Genomic DNA, 15,659 nt, shown 5'->3' with positions numbered 1-15,659 from the left:
CCGGCGGGGTCGCCGTCGTCGTCCACTGGGGGCTGTCGTCGCTCACGTTCGGTGAACCTCGCTCTCGAGATGGTCCAGGTCGCGGGCCAGCTGGGCCAGCCCCCGGTCGTCGGTGGGTGGTGGTCCGTAGAGCAGGGCCTCGACGTCCGACGGCCGCCGGGACGTCGCACGCGCGACGGCGTCGACGACCAGGGGTGCCGGCGCCGAGCGCGGGAGGCCGAGCCGGGCGGCGCTGCGGGAGGCAGCACCGGCACGCAGGGCGGCCGCCGCGTGGCCGTAGGAGCGTCCGCGGCGGTAGAGCCGGCCGCGTCCGCGGGTGGTCTCGCCGGCCCGCACGACGACGGGCATCGGCTCGGTGACCAGCCGGCCGAGGCGGCGGCCGCGCCACAGGGCGGTCACGACGACGACGAGCAGGAGCTGCAGCGCCAGGATCGGGACCACGGGCGGCACCAGCGGGGCCGTGTCAATTCCGGTGGCGCCGTCGTCCGCGGAGGCGGTGTCGTCGAGCGACGGGATGAACCAGACGAGGCGCTCGTGGCGGCCGAGGGCGCGCAGCACCAGCGCGGCGTTGCCCTGCTCCGCGAGGTGCTCGTTGGTGAGCGGCGCGTAGTCGGTGAGGGCCGCGATCCGGCGGCCGTCGGCGTCCTCGACCACCGCGTACGCCCCGCCGCCGTCGGTGCCGGCGCCGGGGGACGGGAAGCACACGACCGCGTCGGGACCCGTGGCCACGACCGAGCCCGTGGCGGTGATCGTGCCCGCGGCGACCGCGTCGGGGTCGTCGCACTCGGCCGAGCGCACCTCGGGGGTGCTCGAGAGGCCGCCCTGCGGGGAGAGCGCGTCGGTGAGCCGCTGCAGCGCCCACCCTCCGTCGACGACCACGAGGTCCGCGCCCGTGGCGCCGATCGCGTCGATCTGGTCGTCGTCGAGCAGGTAGTCGCCGACGACGAGGACCGTCGTGCCCGGGCCGGCGAGCGCGCGCACGTCGGCGAGGTGCCGCACGTACCGGACGTCCACGCCCTGCCGCCCGAGGATCTGCGCGGCCGCGCGGGCGCCGGCGGGTGCGGGGTTGTCGGGGGCGAGCGTGAGGGTCGAGGTCTGCGGCTCGGGCAGCGCGGACAGGATGGCCGCGACGACGGCGAGCCCGAGCAGGCCCAGCGGCCAGCGGGCCTTGCGCCAGCGCCGCGAGGACCTGCTGCGCGTGGTGGTTCCGTCGCCGACGACGACGTCCGTCGCCGCGCTCATCGGGGGGCCGCCGCGAGGTCGGTCGGGGCGCTCGAGGCTGCCGGGCGGGTGCCGCGCACGCGGGCGTCGAGCCCGCGCAGCCGGGCGTCGTCGTCGGCGGTCCCGTGCACGTCGCCGAAGGCCACGTCGTCGAACGTGCGCCCCGCGGCGACCAGGTCGGCGCCGAGGTCCGGCAGCCGGGCGGCCGCGGTCAGCGCCGCCTCGTGGGCGGTCCGCGCCGCCCGCTCGTCCAGGATCGTGCGCTCCTCGAGGCCCCGGACGATCGCCCGGTACCGCTCGAGAACGGCGAGGGACCAGTCGGCGCGCGCGGCGGCGGCGTCGGCGGCCGCGCGGATCTGCTCGGCGGTCCGGTCGTCGTCGGCGTCGAGGACCCGGCGCTCCGAGGTCACCCGGCCGGCGCGCCGCACGGGCCCGGCGACGAGGAACGCGACGACGACGACCCCCACCACGATCGCGACGACGACGAGCACGGCCCACGGGTCGATCGCCGCGGGCGTGCGCAGGCTCGAGAGCTGCTCGGACAGCCAGGTCAGCAGCCGGCGCAGCAGCGAGCCCTGCTGGTGGTAGACGGGGTCGGCCAGCTCCTCGCGGGCCCAGCGGCGCGCGGTCGCGGCGTCCGGGTCGACCGGCACGCCGGCCGGCACCCGGGCCGCGAGGTTCACGCGGTGGTCTCCGCGGCCCGGGCCAGCTCGACGTCGAGGCCCTCACGGCGCATCCGCACGTCGATGTAGAGCAGCGCGACGACGGCCGACAGGAACGTCGTGGACAGCGTGGACGCGATGATGTTGGCGACGCCGGTCACCACGATCGACAGGAACGACGTCCCCGCTGGGTCCCGCAGCACCAACGCCGCGACCTCGCCGGCCGGGACCGTGATGATGAACGAGATGATCCCGGCGAGGATCGCCGTGAGCAGGTAGATCCCGAAGAGGCGCCAGAAGCTCCCGCGCGTGAGCCGCCACGCGCGGGCGACGGTCGGCCAGAAGCGCTTGCCCTCGAGCATCAGCGCGGGCGGGACCAGCAGCGTGCGGGTGATCACCCAGATCGCCGCGACGAACAGCACCAGGCCACCGGCCAGCGCCACCAGCACGGCCAGCGCCACCTGGTTGTTCACGGCGAGGAGCGTGACGCTGCCGACGACGACGGCGGCCGCGACGATCGAGACGATCGACGTGAGGAAAGTGAAGCCGACGACGAGCCAGACGCGCCACGACCGCAGCACCTCGCCGACGCTGGCGACCTGCCCGAGCACGGACCGGCTGACGGACACGATGAGCAGGCCTGTGAGCACGGTCGTCGCGATCGACGTGAACGGCGCCGCGATCAGGGAGCCGACGGACGCGCCGAGGGCGTCGCCCAGCTCCATCTGCCCGGACGGGTCGATCTCGGAGACCAGGTCCGCCATCTGCGCCGACAGCACCCCGCGGACGTACCAGACGATGACCGACTGGAGCACGACGGCGAGCGTCACCACGAGAGCGGCGAGCCCGAACATGACGCGCGGGTTCGCGCGGACCGCCCGGAAGGCGCCGTCGTAGATCTCGCCCATGCCGAGCGGTCGCAGCGGGATGATCCCGGGCTGCAGGGCGGGCGGCCGCCACGCGACCCCGGGGGGCGGCGGCGAGGCGGGACCCCACGCACCCGGAGGCTGCGGCGCGCCCCACCCAGGCGGCGGGGGAGGGACGGGTGCTCCGGGCGGCGCCGGCGGTGGCGTACCCGCTCCCGCGGGCGCGGCCCACGTCGGCGTCTGCGGCACGTCGTCGTGCGGGCTCGTCATGCGAGCGCGGCTCCCTCGGCTGTGGTCGACCCGGTGGTCCGGGCGCCGTCACGTGGCCCCCGCGGAGGAATCATCGTGCCACGACGGCCGTGGCCGCCGACGCGCGTCCGGGTGATGTGTCGGCCCCGAATCACGTCGGACGGGCGTGTGGCCCGGGTCCGGGCGTTCACGGTGCGAGAATGCCGCCATGAAGGGACGCGTGCTGGTGGTCGACGACGACACCGCGCTGGCCGAGATGATCGGCATCGTGCTGCGCTCGGAGGGTTTCGACCCGGTGTTCTGCGAGGACGGTGACGAGGCGATCGGGGTGTTCCGCGCCACGCAGCCGGATCTCGTCCTGCTCGACCTCATGCTGCCCGGCAAGGACGGCAACGAGGTCTGTCGGCAGATCCGCGCCGAGTCGGGCGTGCCCATCGTCATGCTCACGGCCAAGAGCGACACGGTCGACGTCGTGCTGGGCCTCGAGTCGGGCGCCGACGACTACATCTCCAAGCCGTTCAAGCCCAAGGAGCTCGTGGCCCGCGTGCGCGCCCGGCTGCGCCGCAGCGACGAGCCGGCCCCGGAGCACCTGACCATCGGCGACGTGACCATCGACGTGCCCGGCCACCGGGTCGCCCGCGCGGGCCGACCGGTCTCGCTCACGCCGCTCGAGTTCGACCTGTTGGTGGCCCTCGCCCGCAAGCCGTGGCAGGTGTTCACCCGTGAGGTCCTGCTGGAGAAGGTGTGGGGCTACCGGCACGCGGCCGACACCCGCCTGGTGAACGTGCACGTGCAGCGTCTGCGCTCCAAGATCGAGAACGACCCGGAGCAGCCCGAGATCGTCGTGACGGTCCGCGGCGTCGGCTACAAGGCGGGCGTGGCCTCGACGTGAGGTGGTCTGGAGCAGGCTCGTGCGGGTGAGCGGGGCCTGGCGGCTGGTCAGGGCACGCTCGCGGCGCCGGGTCCGCTCGTGGGCACGGGCGTGGCGGTCGTCGCTGCAGGTCCGCGTCATCACGTCGACCATGGCCATCGGCCTGGTCGCGCTCACCCTCGTCGGCGCCTACGTCAGCGCCCGGATGGCGGACGGGCTGTTCAACGCGCGGCTCGAGCAGGTGCTCCAGGAGAGCGCCCGGTCGACCCAGCAGGCGCAGGCGACCCTCGACGCGTCGACGGCGACCGCGGGCACCGACGTGCAGCGGCTCCTGCGGGACGTGGCGCTCGCCCAGCGCACCGGTGGTTCCGACCGGCGCGAGGTCTTCCTGCTGCGTGCTCCCGGCCAGAAGGGCGGCGGCGTGACGGTCACGGGTGCGGCCTCGGACCGCTCGCTGCTCTCCCTGGTGAGCCCCGAGCTGCGGCTCGCGACGGCCGGCGGCGGCCAGCACTGGCAGTCCGTGGCCATCGAGCAGGAGAGCGGCGGGGTGTCGCCCGGCGTGATCGTCGGCCAGGACGTGACCGTGCCGGTCGAGGGCACCTACCAGCTGTTCTTCCTCTACAGCCTGCAGTCCGAGCAGGACCGGCTCGACTTCCTCCAGCGCACCCTCGCGCTCGCTGCGGCCGCCCTCGTCGTGCTGCTCGGCAGCATGACGTGGCTGGTCACGCGGCAGACCGTGCGTCCCGTCCGGCGCGCGGCGGAGGTGGCCGAGCGGCTCGCCGACGGGCACCTGTCCGAGCGGATGCCCGAGAAGGGCGAGGACGAGATGGCGACGCTGGCCCGCTCGTTCAACGAGATGGCGGACAGCCTCCAGGACCAGATCCATCGCATGGAGGAGCTGTCGACCCTCCAGCGTCGGTTCGTCTCCGACGTCTCGCACGAGCTGCGCACCCCGCTGACCACCATCCGCATGGCCGGCGAGGTCATCCACGCCTCCCGCGACGACTTCGACCCCGCGGCCAAGCGCTCCGCGGAGCTGCTGCAGACCCAGCTCGACCGGTTCGAGGACCTGCTGGCGGACCTGCTCGAGATCAGCCGGTTCGACGCCGGAGCGGCCGTGCTCGACGCCGAGGGCCGGGACGTGAACGACGTCGTCATCCAGGCCGTCGACCACGCCTCCCCGCTGGCCGAGCGGCGAGGCGCGTGGCTGCACGTCGTCGTGCCCGAGGAGCGCTGCGTCGCGGACATCGACCCCCGCCGGGTCGAGCGCATCCTGCGCAACCTGCTGGTGAACGCCGTCGAGCACGCGGAGGGCAGCACGGTCGAGGTGACGGTGGGTGCCGACGCGCACGCCGTGGCGGTCACGGTCCGCGACCGCGGCGTCGGCATGACCCCCGACGAGGCGGCCCACGTGTTCGACCGGTTCTGGCGCGCCGACCCCGCGCGAGCCCGCACGACGGGCGGCACCGGGCTCGGGCTGGCGATCTCGCTGGAGGACGCGCACCTGCACGGCGGCTGGCTCGAGGCGTGGGGCCGTCCCGGGCGGGGCGCGAGCTTCCGGCTCACGCTGCCGCGCCGCGCGGGCATCCGGCTCACCGGGTCGCCCCTGCCGCTGGCCCCCGACGAGTCACCGATCACCGGCGCCCTGCGCATCCCCGTGGTCCGGCCGAACACCGATCCCGCGGCCCTGCCGGACATGACGTCCGACGAGCACGGCGCGGTCGACCGGCAGGGGGTCCGATGAGCGCGCGCGGGCTCCGCCGGACGGCGATGGCCGCCCTGACCGTGGCCGTGCTGGCGGCGTGCTCGGCGATCCCGACCTCGGGACCGGTCCAGGAGGGGAACGCCGAGGTCAGCGAGCCGACCGACATCGACGTGCTGGCCCCCGGGCCGCAGCCGGGAGCCAGCCCGACGGAGATCGTCGACGGCTTCCTCGCGGCCGGCGCCGCCGGGTTCAGCGACCAGTTCGTGACCGCGCGGGAGTACCTCGCGGGCGAGGCGAAGGCCACCTGGCAGCCCCTCGCGACCGTCGCGGTCTCCGGTCCGCTCGAGTACGAGCCGTCGACCACCGACACCGAGGTCACCATCGACGTCCCGGTGAAGGCACGCGTGGACGAGGGTGGCCGCTACGCCGAGGCGGCGCCGGAGGGCAGCGAGTCGGTCACGTTCAACATGGTCCAGGACGACGACGACCAGTGGCGGATCGGCAAGCTGGCCGACGGGCTGATCCTGCAGCAGGAGGACTTCACCAGGAACTACCGGCCGGCGTCGCTCTACTTCCTGTCCCCGGACGACACGTTCCTGGTGCCGGAGTCGCGGTGGTTCCCGGCGAAGAACCTGCCGACGTCGATCATGACGGAGCTGCTCGGCGGCCCGTCGCCGTGGCTGCAGGACGCGGTCAGCACCGCGGTGCCGGACGGCGTGGAGCTGAACCCGCAGTCCGTGACCGTCGACGAGGACGGCGTGGCCCACGTCAGCCTCGCCCCGGCGCTGGCGGTCACCCGCGCCGACCGCGACCTCCTGCTCCAGCAGATCGACGCGAGCCTGCGCCCGGTGCCCGGCATCGGCTCGGTCCAGGTGGACGCGGGCGGCGTCATCCTGGAGCCGGGTCCGACGACGCTGGAGCGGGGCAACCCGCCGCCCAGCAACCTGGAGCTCCTCCAGGGCGACCGGATCGTCGCGCTGGTCGACGGCGAGGTCACCGCGGTGCCCGGCCTCGAGTCGCTCGCCGGCCTCGACGCGCGCAGCCCCGCGCGGAACGAGGACGCCTCGGTCCGCGTGATGCTCTCGGGGACGACCACGCTGAGCACCGTGCCGACCGGCTCGGCGCCCGCGCGTGACCTGTTCACCGGGTCGGGACTGGTCGCACCGTCCGTCGACCGCTTCGGCTGGGCCTGGACCGCGGAGTCGTCGAGCGGGCTCGTCGCGGCGCCCACCGACGGCGACCCCGTGCACGTCAGTGCGGAGTGGCTCGACGGCCGGACGGTGCGCGCCGTGCGCGTCGCCCGCGACGGGGTCCGGGTCGCGATCGTGTCCGCCGGTGCCGACGGCGTGAACATCGATGTCGCGGCGATCACCCGGGACGAGTCGGGCACGCCGCAGCAGCTGGGCATCCCGGTCCGCGCGGGTGCCTCGCTCGTGGACGCCACGTCGGTCGTCTGGTCCGACGAGTCCACGCTCGCGGTCATCGGGCGCTCGACCGGCAACCCGGCCGTCCACCTGGTCCCGGTCGCCGGCCCCACGAGGGCGCTGCCCGAGGTGGCCAAGCTGGCGGCGGAGGCCGGGGGTTCGGTCATCTACGTCACGACGACGGACGGCGAGCTGCGCAGGTTCGTCGGCTCCACGTGGGCGCAGGTCAAGGGGGTCGCGGGGGCGTCCGACCCGTCGTTCCCCGGCTGACTCGGCCACCCACAGCCCCGGGGCTCCACTGGCCCGTCCGCGTCCGCGCGCGGGACCGGGCAGCCTCGGGCCCATGTCGTTCGCCCGAGAGCTCCTGGGACTGCTGCTGCCCGTCGCGTGCGGTGGCTGCGGGGCCGACGACGTCGCCTGGTGCCCGACCTGCGCGGCGCGGCTGTCGGGGCGTCCGTGGCGGTGCGAGGACCGCGCCCCCCGGCTCGACCGGCTGGACGGGTCGCCGCCGCCGGTGTGGACCCTGGCGGACTGCACCGGCGACGTCCGGCGCGGCATCGTCGCGTGGAAGGACCGCGGGCGTCTCGACCTGACACGCCCGTTCGCGCTCGCCTCCGAGGTCGCCGCGCACCGGATCGCGCCGCAGCTGCGCGACCGTCCGCTGCTGGTCGTCCCCGCGCCGTCGACCGCCGCGACCCGCCGTCGCCGGGGTGCCGACCTGGCCGGCGCGCTCGCGGCTGCCGTGGCCCGCGGCCTGTGCGACGCCGGTCTGCCGGCGCAGTCGGCACCGGTCCTCGTGCGCGACGGCGGTCGGGACCAGGTCGGTCTCGGCGCGCGGGCGCGGGCCCGGAACCTCGCCGGGCAGGTCCGGGTGCCGCCCTCACGAGCACCGCGCGCGCACGGGTCAGTGGTGCTGCTCGTCGACGACGTCCTCACCACGGGTGCCACGTTCGCCGCGTCCCGCGCCGCGCTCGAGAGGGCCGGGGCACGGGTCGTCGGGGGCGTCACGCTGGCGTCGACACCCGGGCCGACCGCGCCGCCACGACTCCCTCCCGGGCGGCCGGTGTCCACAGGGTGATCCCTGCGCGGTGCGAGTGGTTCGACGGGTCCCGCGGGGTTAGCGTGGGGGCCTGAGCCGACGGCGCCGCGCGGAGCCGACCCCCACGGGGTCGTCCGGGTAGGCCGCGGGAGGAGGTGACGCCGCCCGACTGCCCCTGGGGCAGCCCATCGTCTGTCACCTGGGCGGGCACGACCCGCCCCTGACCTCGCAGGAGGCTCACATGGAGATCGTGGTTGCCGGCCGGCACACCGAGGTGCTTCCGAAGTACCGGACGCACGTCGAGCAGAAGCTCGCGAAAGTCGAGCAGCTGGCCCCCCGCGCGCAGCGGATCGACGTCCTCGTGTCGCACGAGACGAACCCCCGACAGTCCGGCAGCTGTGAGCGCGTCGAGCTCACCGTCGTCGACCGGGGGCCCGTGATCCGCGCCGAAGCGTGCGCAGACGACCGGTACGCAGCGCTGGACCTGGCGCTCGGGAAGCTTCTCGAGCGGCTGCGTCGCACGCGTGACCGGCGCAAGGACCACCGCAACCACACTCCTATCGCCCCCGTCGACGTCCGTCCGCCCGAGCCCGAGCCGGAGGAGCCCGCGCCGGTGGACCCCGACGCGGCCGTCGAGACGACCCTCGGCGACTCGCCCGTGATCATCCGCGAGAAGGTGCACCAGGCGCAGCCGATGACGGTCGACGACGCGCTCTACGAGATGGAGCTCGTGGGGCACGACTTCTTCCTGTTCATCGACGCCGAGACCGCGCAGCCGTCGGTGGCGTACCGCCGCCGTGGCTGGAGCTACGGGATCATCAAGCTCGACACGCCCGTCACGGCGACCGTCGGCGGCTGACCACCCGCACGCCCGACGCCCGCCCGGTCCTCGTGACCCGGCGGGCGTCGTCGTGTCGGTGGCGCACGGCAGGATGAGCGGGTGCCGCTCGAACGCCTCTCCCTGTCGCAGGCCCGCCGCATCACCCTGCGCGCCCAGGGTCTGGACCGGCCCCGCCCGGCGCGTGGCGCCGATCCGACGATGCGTCAGTTCCAGCAGGTCGTCGACAGGCTGGGCCTGCTGCAGATCGACTCGGTCAACGTGCTCGCCCGCGCGCACCTCATGCCGGTGTTCTCCCGGATCGGTCCGTACGACCCGGCGCTGCTGGACCGGGCCGCGGGCCGGTCGCCACGCCGGCTGGTGGAGACGTGGGCCCACATGGCGTCGTTCGTGCCGCCCGAGACCTTCCGGCTGCTCGGCTGGCGGCAGCGCGCGTACCAGGACGAGGCGTGGGGCGGGATCGCCGAGGTGCCGCTGAAGCACTCGCCGGTGCTCGCGGAGATCCGCGCGATCATCGACCACCGCGGCCCGGTCACCGCGCGCGAGGTGCAGCAGGGGTTCGAGGCGGAGCACCCGACCACCCGGGGCGAGTGGGGGTGGAACTGGTCGGTGGCCAAGCGCGTGCTCGAGTTCCTCTTCTTCACGGGCGAGATCACGTCGGCGGGACGCAACGGCGCGTTCGAGCGGCGGTACGACCTGACGTCCCGCGTCCTGCCGGCCGACGTCCTCGCCCGCCCCGAGCCGTCCGACGAGGACGCGGTCCGGGCCCTGATCGAGATCGGCGCCCGGGCGCACGGCATCGGCACGCTGCGCAGCATCGCCGACTACTTCCGGATCAAGGAGGCGCGGGTCGCGTCGGCCATCACCGACCTGGTCGAGGACGGTGTGCTGCACCAGGTCGAGGTCGACGGCTGGAAGCAGGGCCCGGTCTACCGGCATCGCGACGCCGACCTGCCCCGCCGGGCCGCCGGGCGCGCCCTGCTCAACCCGTTCGACCCGCTCGTCTTCGAGCGCCGCCGGGTCGAGGCGTTGTTCGACCTGCGCTACCGCATCGAGATCTACGTGCCCGAGCCGCAGCGGGTGTGGGGCTACTACGTGCTCCCGTTCCTGCTGGGGGAGTCGCTGCCGGCGCTGGTGGACCTCAAGGCCGACCGGCAGGCCGGGATCCTGCGCGTGCATGCGGCGCACCGGGCGCCGGGTTCCACCACGCCTGACGCCGACGTGATCGACCCGCTCGCCGCCGAGCTGCGCGACCTCGCGGGCTGGCTCGGCCTGGGCGACATCGTCGTCGGCGACCGCGAGGGCTCCCTGCGCGGCGACCTCGCGGCCGACCTCACCCACGCGCTGCGGTCGGCGGGATGACCCCGCAGACCCGGTCGCGCGACTTCGCCTTGGTCGCGCTGGGTGGCGTGCTGTGGGGCACCGGCGGGCTCGCGGGCGCGGCGCTGGCCGACGTCGCCGGCCTCCCTCCGCTGACGGTGGCCTCGTACCGGCTCCTGGGCGGTGGGGGAGTCCTGCTGCTGGGCCTCGCGGTGGCGGGGGCGCTGCGCGGTCTCGCCCGGACGCGGCCCGTGGTCGTGCGGGTGGTCGAGACGGCGCTGCTCGCCGCCGTGTACCAGGCCGCCTACTTCGCGGCCGTGCAACGGGCCGGCGTCGCGGTCGCCACGCTCGTCGCGCTCGGTGCCGCGCCGCTGCTGGTGGCCGTGGGGACCGCGGTGTCCGCCCGCCGGCTGCCGTCGGCCCGCACCCTCGTGGCCCTCGGCCTCGCACTGGTCGGGCTCGTGCTGCTCGTCGGCCCGTCGGACGCCGCCGGGCCGGGCACGGCGGCGGGCGCGCTGCTCGCCCTCGTCGCCGCCGCGGCTTTCGCGACGATGACCGGGCTGAACCGCCGCAGCGTCGCCGGGCTCGGTCCGCTGCCCCTCACCGCGACCGCGTTCACGCTCGGCGGAATCGTGCTCCTGCCGGTCGCCGCGGTGGCCGGTGCCGGGCTCACCGTGCCGGACGACCCGCAGGGCTGGGCGCTGCTGGCCTACCTGGCCGTCGTGCCCACCGCGGCCGCGTACAGCGCGTACTTCACCGGGCTGCGGCACGTCCCGGCGACGACTGCGGCGCTCCTCGCCCTGCTCGAACCGCTGACCGCCACGGTCGGCGCCGTGATCCTGCGGGGCGAGCGGCTGGGGGTGACCGGCGTCGTCGGGGCGGTCCTGCTCGGCGCCGCGGTGGTCGTTCTTCGCCCACGCCGTGCAGGCTCGCCTACGATGGACGCGCCCGGCCGTGCGGCCGGTCACCTCAGCCGCTCCGACGCCGCGCGCGCCCGGAGTGCGAACACGTCGGGAGTAGTGCGTGCCAGCGATCCTCGAGAAGGTCCTGCGCCTCGGTGAAGGCCGGATCGTCAAGAAGCTGTCGGGCATCGCCCAGCAGGTCAACGCCCTGGAGGACAGCTTCGTCGCGCTGTCGGACGCCGAGCTGCGCGAGGAGACGGACCGCTTCCGGGCCCGCCTCGCCGACGGCGAGAAGCTCGACGACATCCTCGCGGAGGCGTTCGCCACCGTGCGTGAGGCCTCCCGTCGCACCCTCGGCCAGCGACACTTCGACGTCCAGCTCATGGGCGGCGCGGCGCTGCACCTGGGCAACATCGCCGAGATGAAGACCGGTGAGGGCAAGACCCTCGTCGCCACCGCCCCGGCCTACCTCAACGCGCTGTCGGGCGACGGCGTGCACGTCGTCACCGTCAACGACTACCTGGCCAGCTACCAGGCGGAGCTGATGGGGCGCGTCTACCGCTTCCTCGGCCTGACCAGCGGCGTGATCCTCTCCTCCCAGGACCCGGCCGAGCGTCGGCGGCAGTACGCCTGCGACATCACGTACGGCACCAACAACGAGTTCGGCTTCGACTACCTGCGCGACAACATGGCGTGGAGCACGGACGAGCTGGTGCAGCGCGGCCACAACTTCGCCATCGTCGACGAGGTGGACTCGATCCTCATCGACGAGGCACGCACCCCGCTGATCATCTCGGGCCCCGCGTCGGGCGACACCAACCGCTGGTACGCCGAGTTCGCCAAGGTCGTCCGGCGGCTGCAGGCCGAGCGCGACTACGAGGTCGACGAGAAGAAGCGCACGGTCGGCGTCCTCGAGCCGGGCATCGAGCGCGTCGAGGACTACCTCGGCATCGAGAACCTCTACGAGTCCCTCAACACGCCCCTCATCGGGTTCCTCAACAACGCCATCAAGGCGCAGGAGCTGTTCAAGCGCGACAAGGACTACGTCGTGATGAACGGCGAGGTGCTCATCGTCGACGAGCACACGGGCCGCATCCTGCCGGGGCGTCGCTACAACGAGGGCATGCACCAGGCGATCGAGGCCAAGGAGGGCGTGGCGATCAAGGCCGAGAACCAGACCCTCGCCACGATCACGCTGCAGAACTACTTCCGCCTCTACGGCAAGCTCTCCGGCATGACCGGTACGGCCGAGACCGAGGCCGCCGAGTTCCAGGGCACGTACAACCTGGGCGTCGTGCCCATCCCCACCAACCGCAACATGCAGCGCATCGACCAGCGCGACTTCGTCTACAAGAGCGAGGACGGCAAGTTCGACGCCGTCGTCGCGGACATCGTCGAGCGGCACGCGCAGGGCCAGCCGGTGCTCGTGGGCACCACCAGCGTCGAGAAGAGCGAGCTGCTCTCCTCCAAGCTGAAGAAGCAGGGCGTCCCGCACGAGGTCCTCAACGCCAAGCAGCACGCCCGCGAGGCCTCGATCGTCGCCCAGGCGGGCCGCAAGGGCGCCGTCACGGTCGCGACGAACATGGCCGGCCGCGGCACCGACATCATGCTCGGCGGCAACGCGGAGTTCATGGCCGTCGAGGACCTCGCCGCTCGCGGCCTGGACCCCGCCGAGAACGCGGAGGAGTACGAGGCGGCCTGGCCGCTCGCGCTCGAGAAGGCCAAGGAGTCGGTCGCGGCCGAGCACGACGAGGTCGTCGAGCTGGGCGGCCTGTACGTCCTCGGCACCGAGCGGCACGAGTCGCGCCGCATCGACAACCAGCTGCGTGGTCGATCCGGCCGACAGGGTGACCCGGGCGAGTCGCGGTTCTACCTGTCGATGCAGGACGACCTGATGCGCCTGTTCAACTCGAGCCTGGCCGAGTCGATGATGACGCGCGCGGGCTTCCCGGAGGACATGCCGCTCGAGTCGAAGATCGTCACGCGCGGCATCCAGTCGGCGCAGTCGCAGGTCGAGGCGCGCAACTTCGAGATCCGCAAGAACGTCCTCAAGTACGACGACGTGATGTCCCGCCAGCGCGTCGTGATCTACGAGCAGCGCCGCCGGGTGCTGGAGGGCGAGGACCTGCACGAGCAGGTCAAGCACTTCCGCTCCGACGTGCTCACGGCGTACATCACGGGCGCCGCCGCCGAGGGGCGTCCGGAGGACTGGGACCTCGACGCGCTGTGGACGGCGCTCAAGGCCGTCTACCCGGTGTCGATCACGCCCGACGAGGTCGTCGAGCAGGCCGGCGGGGCCACGCGCCTGTCGGCGGAGCTCATCGAGCGCGAGATCCTCTCCGACGCCGAGCACGCGTACGCCGCGCGCGAGGAGGAGATCGGTTCGGAGAACATGCGCCAGCTGGAGCGGCGCGTGACCCTCTCGGTGCTCGACCGCAAGTGGCGCGAGCACCTCTACGAGATGGACTACCTCAAGGAGGGCATCGGCCTGCGGGCGATGGCTCAGCGCGACCCGCTGGTCGAGTACCAGCGCGAGGGCTACCAGCTGTTCAACGCGATGACCGACGCCATCAAGGAGGAGACGGTCGGCTTCCTGTACAACCTGGAGGTCCAGGTGGCGCAGCCGGAGGCACCCGCCGTGACGGCCGACTCCGCGGTCGCGGCAGCGGCCAGCGCCGGTGCGCAGGCGGCCACGCGCTCGGTGTCCGACGGCCCGACCCCGGGCAAGCTCGTCGCCAAGGGCATCGACGGGCCGGCCGAGCGCGCACCGCTGCAGTACACGGCCCCGTCGGTGGACGGTGACGGTGGCGTGGTCACCCGCGGTGACGCGGGGGGCCGCAGCGCGGGTGCGCGTCCGGCAGTCGCGGCCGGCGAGGACGGCACGGCCAACCGCGAGGCGCGTCGTAAGGCGGCCAAGCAGCAGCGCAAGCGCTGACGAGCACGACGGAGGCCCGCCCCGACCACCTCGGGGCGGGCTTCCGTGCGTCCGGGGTCAGCCGATCTCGAGCGCGGTGGCGCGCCAGGCGCCCCGGTGACCCTCCAGCCGGATCGCGACGGCCCGGACACGAGCGCCGTCGTCGGCGATCACGCTGGCCTCCAACGCGTGCGTCCCGACGCGGCACGCGCGCGCCCGGCGGATGACCGGCGGCCGCCCGTTCCGGGCATCGCCGAGCACCCGCTGCGTCAGGCCGGCGCGGACCTGTAGCGAGTCGTAGACGCCGGGCGTGAGCCAGCGGGCGAGCTGGGCGGCCGACCGCCGGCCGGCGAGGACCTCGAGCGCGGCGAGCGCGATGGTGCGGGCGACGACGGCCGGATCGCCGTCGGGGAGCGGACCGGGCTCGTCGTCGGCCTCGTCCACCGGTGGCCGGTCTCGCGCGCGCAGGACGGCGATCCGGGCCGCGGCGGTCAACGGGACCGCGTGCACCGGTCCGGCGGCCTCCTCGACCGTGGCCGGCGGCGGCGCGGCGACCAGCCGGGCCTGCGGGCGACGTGGAGGCTCGTGCGGCACGACCGGGTCCGCGGTGCCGCGCACCTGCGCGAACGCCTCCTCCGCGGCGGTGCCGGACCGGGCGAGCACCGCCGCGCTCACGACGACATCCCGGCGCCGGTGGTCGGCACGGCCAGGACCTGTCCGGGCAGGATGCGGCCGGGGTCCGCGCCGATCGTCGCGGTGTTGGCGTCGTACCACTGCGGCCATGCCTCGGCGATCTGCGCGTCCGTCGACTCCGGAGGCAGGTGGCGCGCGGCGATGGCCCAGAGGCTGTCGCCCGCGACGACGACGACGGTGTCGGCTGTCGTCGGTGTCGTCGGTGTCGTCGGTGTCGCCTGTGTCTCCATGGCGAGCGCCGGTGCGCTCGCTGCCGCCGGTTGACCGGCCGGGGTCCCTGCGCCGGTCGGGGCGAGTTGCTCGGCTTGCGGGAAGGGTGCGTCGGTGGCGGCCGCGACCGGACCCGAGCCCTCGGCGGGGCCGCTCGCAACGTCGGGACCGGTCACGGCCCACCCGAGGTCGTCGGCACCCGCGACGACGCCCACCGAGGCCGACGGCGCCGGCGCCGGGGAGGCAGCGGACGCCCCCGAGGCGAGACCGAGCCCGACGCCCGCCCCCACGACGACCACCAGGGCTATGCGGACGACCCTAGGCGCGCACCGGGCCACCAGCGACTCCCCGGCCTCCCAGCTCGCGCCGGCCACCCGGGCGAGGACGCACACGGCGGCGACGGACGCGGACACCGCGAGCCAGAGCGCGACGAGCCCGCCGACGACGAGCACACAGGCCTCGACCGCCGAGTCCACCCGCCACACGCCGGACCGCCCGCTCAGCACGACCTCCAGCCGCAGCCCCAGCAGCCCGGCCAGCGCCACCGCCGTCGCCGCCCCCACGAGCAGCGCGCCGAACGCCCCGCCTGCGGACCGGCGGCGCCCGATCCTCTCGCCCTCGATCGCCATGTCGGCTCCCTGATCGTGTCGTTTGATGCAGTTTGATAAATCTTGAGTGGCATAGATGTACCTGAATGTCCGTTGTCATGTCCAGCGATGTCTGCGATCTGGTGGCCGACCCGACC

The 15,659-nt window shown here is 74.3% G+C and carries 13 protein-coding genes; 8 read left to right on the top strand and 5 right to left on the bottom strand.

What is annotated here, in order from left to right:
- Positions 1-42: 42 nt before the first annotated feature.
- The 3 genes from AC1DWH_RS18545 to AC1DWH_RS18535 are packed head-to-tail and all read right to left on the bottom strand — an operon-like array spanning position 43 to position 3,019.
- Positions 43-1,242, bottom strand: a complete 1,200-nt coding sequence (locus AC1DWH_RS18545; protein ID WP_477094929.1) for a DUF4350 domain-containing protein — start codon at positions 1,240-1,242, stop codon at positions 43-45.
- Positions 1,239-1,904, bottom strand: coding sequence for a DUF4129 domain-containing protein (locus AC1DWH_RS18540; protein ID WP_477094928.1), 666 nt, complete (start codon positions 1,902-1,904; stop codon positions 1,239-1,241). Before AC1DWH_RS18540 ends, AC1DWH_RS18545 begins: the two co-directional genes overlap by 4 nt.
- Positions 1,901-3,019 carry a glycerophosphoryl diester phosphodiesterase membrane domain-containing protein gene (locus AC1DWH_RS18535; protein WP_477094927.1) on the bottom strand — a complete coding sequence of 373 codons (1,119 nt, stop codon included), beginning with the start codon at positions 3,017-3,019 and terminating at the stop codon, positions 1,901-1,903. The genes AC1DWH_RS18540 and AC1DWH_RS18535 overlap by 4 nt, the downstream gene beginning before the upstream one ends.
- Positions 3,020-3,206: 187 nt before the next feature.
- Here AC1DWH_RS18535 and mtrA point away from each other — a divergent pair, with 187 nt between their 5' ends.
- The 8 genes from mtrA to secA all read left to right on the top strand — a co-directional run bounded on the left by mtrA (position 3,207) and on the right by secA (position 14,032).
- Positions 3,207-3,890: an MtrAB system response regulator MtrA gene (gene mtrA / locus AC1DWH_RS18530; RefSeq protein WP_055912929.1), complete on the top strand. Its 684-nt coding sequence runs from the start codon at positions 3,207-3,209 to the stop codon at positions 3,888-3,890.
- A 19-nt stretch (positions 3,891-3,909) separates the two neighbouring features.
- Positions 3,910-5,613 carry an MtrAB system histidine kinase MtrB gene (mtrB, locus tag AC1DWH_RS18525; RefSeq protein ID WP_456845988.1) on the top strand — a complete coding sequence of 568 codons (1,704 nt, stop codon included), beginning with the start codon at positions 3,910-3,912 and terminating at the stop codon, positions 5,611-5,613.
- Positions 5,610-7,268 (top strand): LpqB family beta-propeller domain-containing protein, encoded by a 1,659-nt coding sequence (locus AC1DWH_RS18520; protein WP_477094926.1) that lies wholly within the window; start codon positions 5,610-5,612, stop codon positions 7,266-7,268. Before mtrB ends, AC1DWH_RS18520 begins: the two co-directional genes overlap by 4 nt.
- 73 nt (positions 7,269-7,341) lie before the next feature.
- Positions 7,342-8,076 (top strand): ComF family protein, encoded by a 735-nt coding sequence (locus AC1DWH_RS18515; protein WP_477094925.1) that lies wholly within the window; start codon positions 7,342-7,344, stop codon positions 8,074-8,076.
- 202 nt (positions 8,077-8,278) lie between these two features.
- The gene (gene hpf / locus AC1DWH_RS18510; protein WP_477094924.1) at positions 8,279-8,896 is read left to right on the top strand and encodes a ribosome hibernation-promoting factor, HPF/YfiA family; all 618 of its coding nucleotides are present in this window, start codon (positions 8,279-8,281) and stop codon (positions 8,894-8,896) included.
- 81 nt (positions 8,897-8,977) lie between these two features.
- Positions 8,978-10,237, top strand: a complete 1,260-nt coding sequence (locus tag AC1DWH_RS18505) for a winged helix-turn-helix domain-containing protein (RefSeq protein ID WP_477094923.1) — start codon at positions 8,978-8,980, stop codon at positions 10,235-10,237.
- The gene (locus AC1DWH_RS18500) at positions 10,234-11,256 is read left to right on the top strand and encodes a DMT family transporter (protein ID WP_477094922.1); all 1,023 of its coding nucleotides are present in this window, start codon (positions 10,234-10,236) and stop codon (positions 11,254-11,256) included. The genes AC1DWH_RS18505 and AC1DWH_RS18500 overlap by 4 nt, the downstream gene beginning before the upstream one ends.
- The gene (gene secA, locus AC1DWH_RS18495; protein WP_477094921.1) at positions 11,219-14,032 is read left to right on the top strand and encodes a preprotein translocase subunit SecA; all 2,814 of its coding nucleotides are present in this window, start codon (positions 11,219-11,221) and stop codon (positions 14,030-14,032) included. The genes AC1DWH_RS18500 and secA overlap by 38 nt, the downstream gene beginning before the upstream one ends.
- 57 nt (positions 14,033-14,089) lie before the next feature.
- Here the strand turns inward: secA and AC1DWH_RS18490 are convergent, their stop codons facing one another.
- Both AC1DWH_RS18490 and AC1DWH_RS18485 read right to left on the bottom strand, forming a co-directional pair.
- Complete coding sequence (locus tag AC1DWH_RS18490) at positions 14,090-14,686, bottom strand: Rv3235 family protein (RefSeq protein WP_477094920.1); 597 nt, start codon at positions 14,684-14,686, stop codon at positions 14,090-14,092.
- Positions 14,683-15,543: a LysM peptidoglycan-binding domain-containing protein gene (locus AC1DWH_RS18485; protein WP_477094919.1), complete on the bottom strand. Its 861-nt coding sequence runs from the start codon at positions 15,541-15,543 to the stop codon at positions 14,683-14,685. The genes AC1DWH_RS18490 and AC1DWH_RS18485 overlap by 4 nt, the downstream gene beginning before the upstream one ends.
- Between the last annotated feature and the right edge of the window lie 116 nt (positions 15,544-15,659).

The organism is Cellulomonas sp. P2_F12, from assembly GCF_056403775.1.
Note: the sequence above shows the minus strand (reverse complement) of the source record. Positions and strands in the feature narration are given on the sequence as shown.

Excerpts from the sequence above, each read along its gene's own strand:
- AC1DWH_RS18535 (WP_477094927.1), bottom strand. The coding sequence starts at position 3,019 with ATGACGAGCCCGCACGACGACGTGCCGCAGACGCCGACGTGGGCCGCG.
- AC1DWH_RS18520 (WP_477094926.1), top strand. The coding sequence starts at position 5,610 with ATGAGCGCGCGCGGGCTCCGCCGGACGGCGATGGCCGCCCTGACCGTG.
- mtrA (WP_055912929.1), top strand. The coding sequence starts at position 3,207 with ATGAAGGGACGCGTGCTGGTGGTCGACGACGACACCGCGCTGGCCGAG.
- AC1DWH_RS18485 (WP_477094919.1), bottom strand. The coding sequence starts at position 15,543 with ATGGCGATCGAGGGCGAGAGGATCGGGCGCCGCCGGTCCGCAGGCGGG.
- AC1DWH_RS18515 (WP_477094925.1), top strand. The coding sequence starts at position 7,342 with ATGTCGTTCGCCCGAGAGCTCCTGGGACTGCTGCTGCCCGTCGCGTGC.
- hpf (WP_477094924.1), top strand. The coding sequence starts at position 8,279 with ATGGAGATCGTGGTTGCCGGCCGGCACACCGAGGTGCTTCCGAAGTAC.
- AC1DWH_RS18545 (WP_477094929.1), bottom strand. The coding sequence starts at position 1,242 with ATGAGCGCGGCGACGGACGTCGTCGTCGGCGACGGAACCACCACGCGC.
- AC1DWH_RS18500 (WP_477094922.1), top strand. The coding sequence starts at position 10,234 with ATGACCCCGCAGACCCGGTCGCGCGACTTCGCCTTGGTCGCGCTGGGT.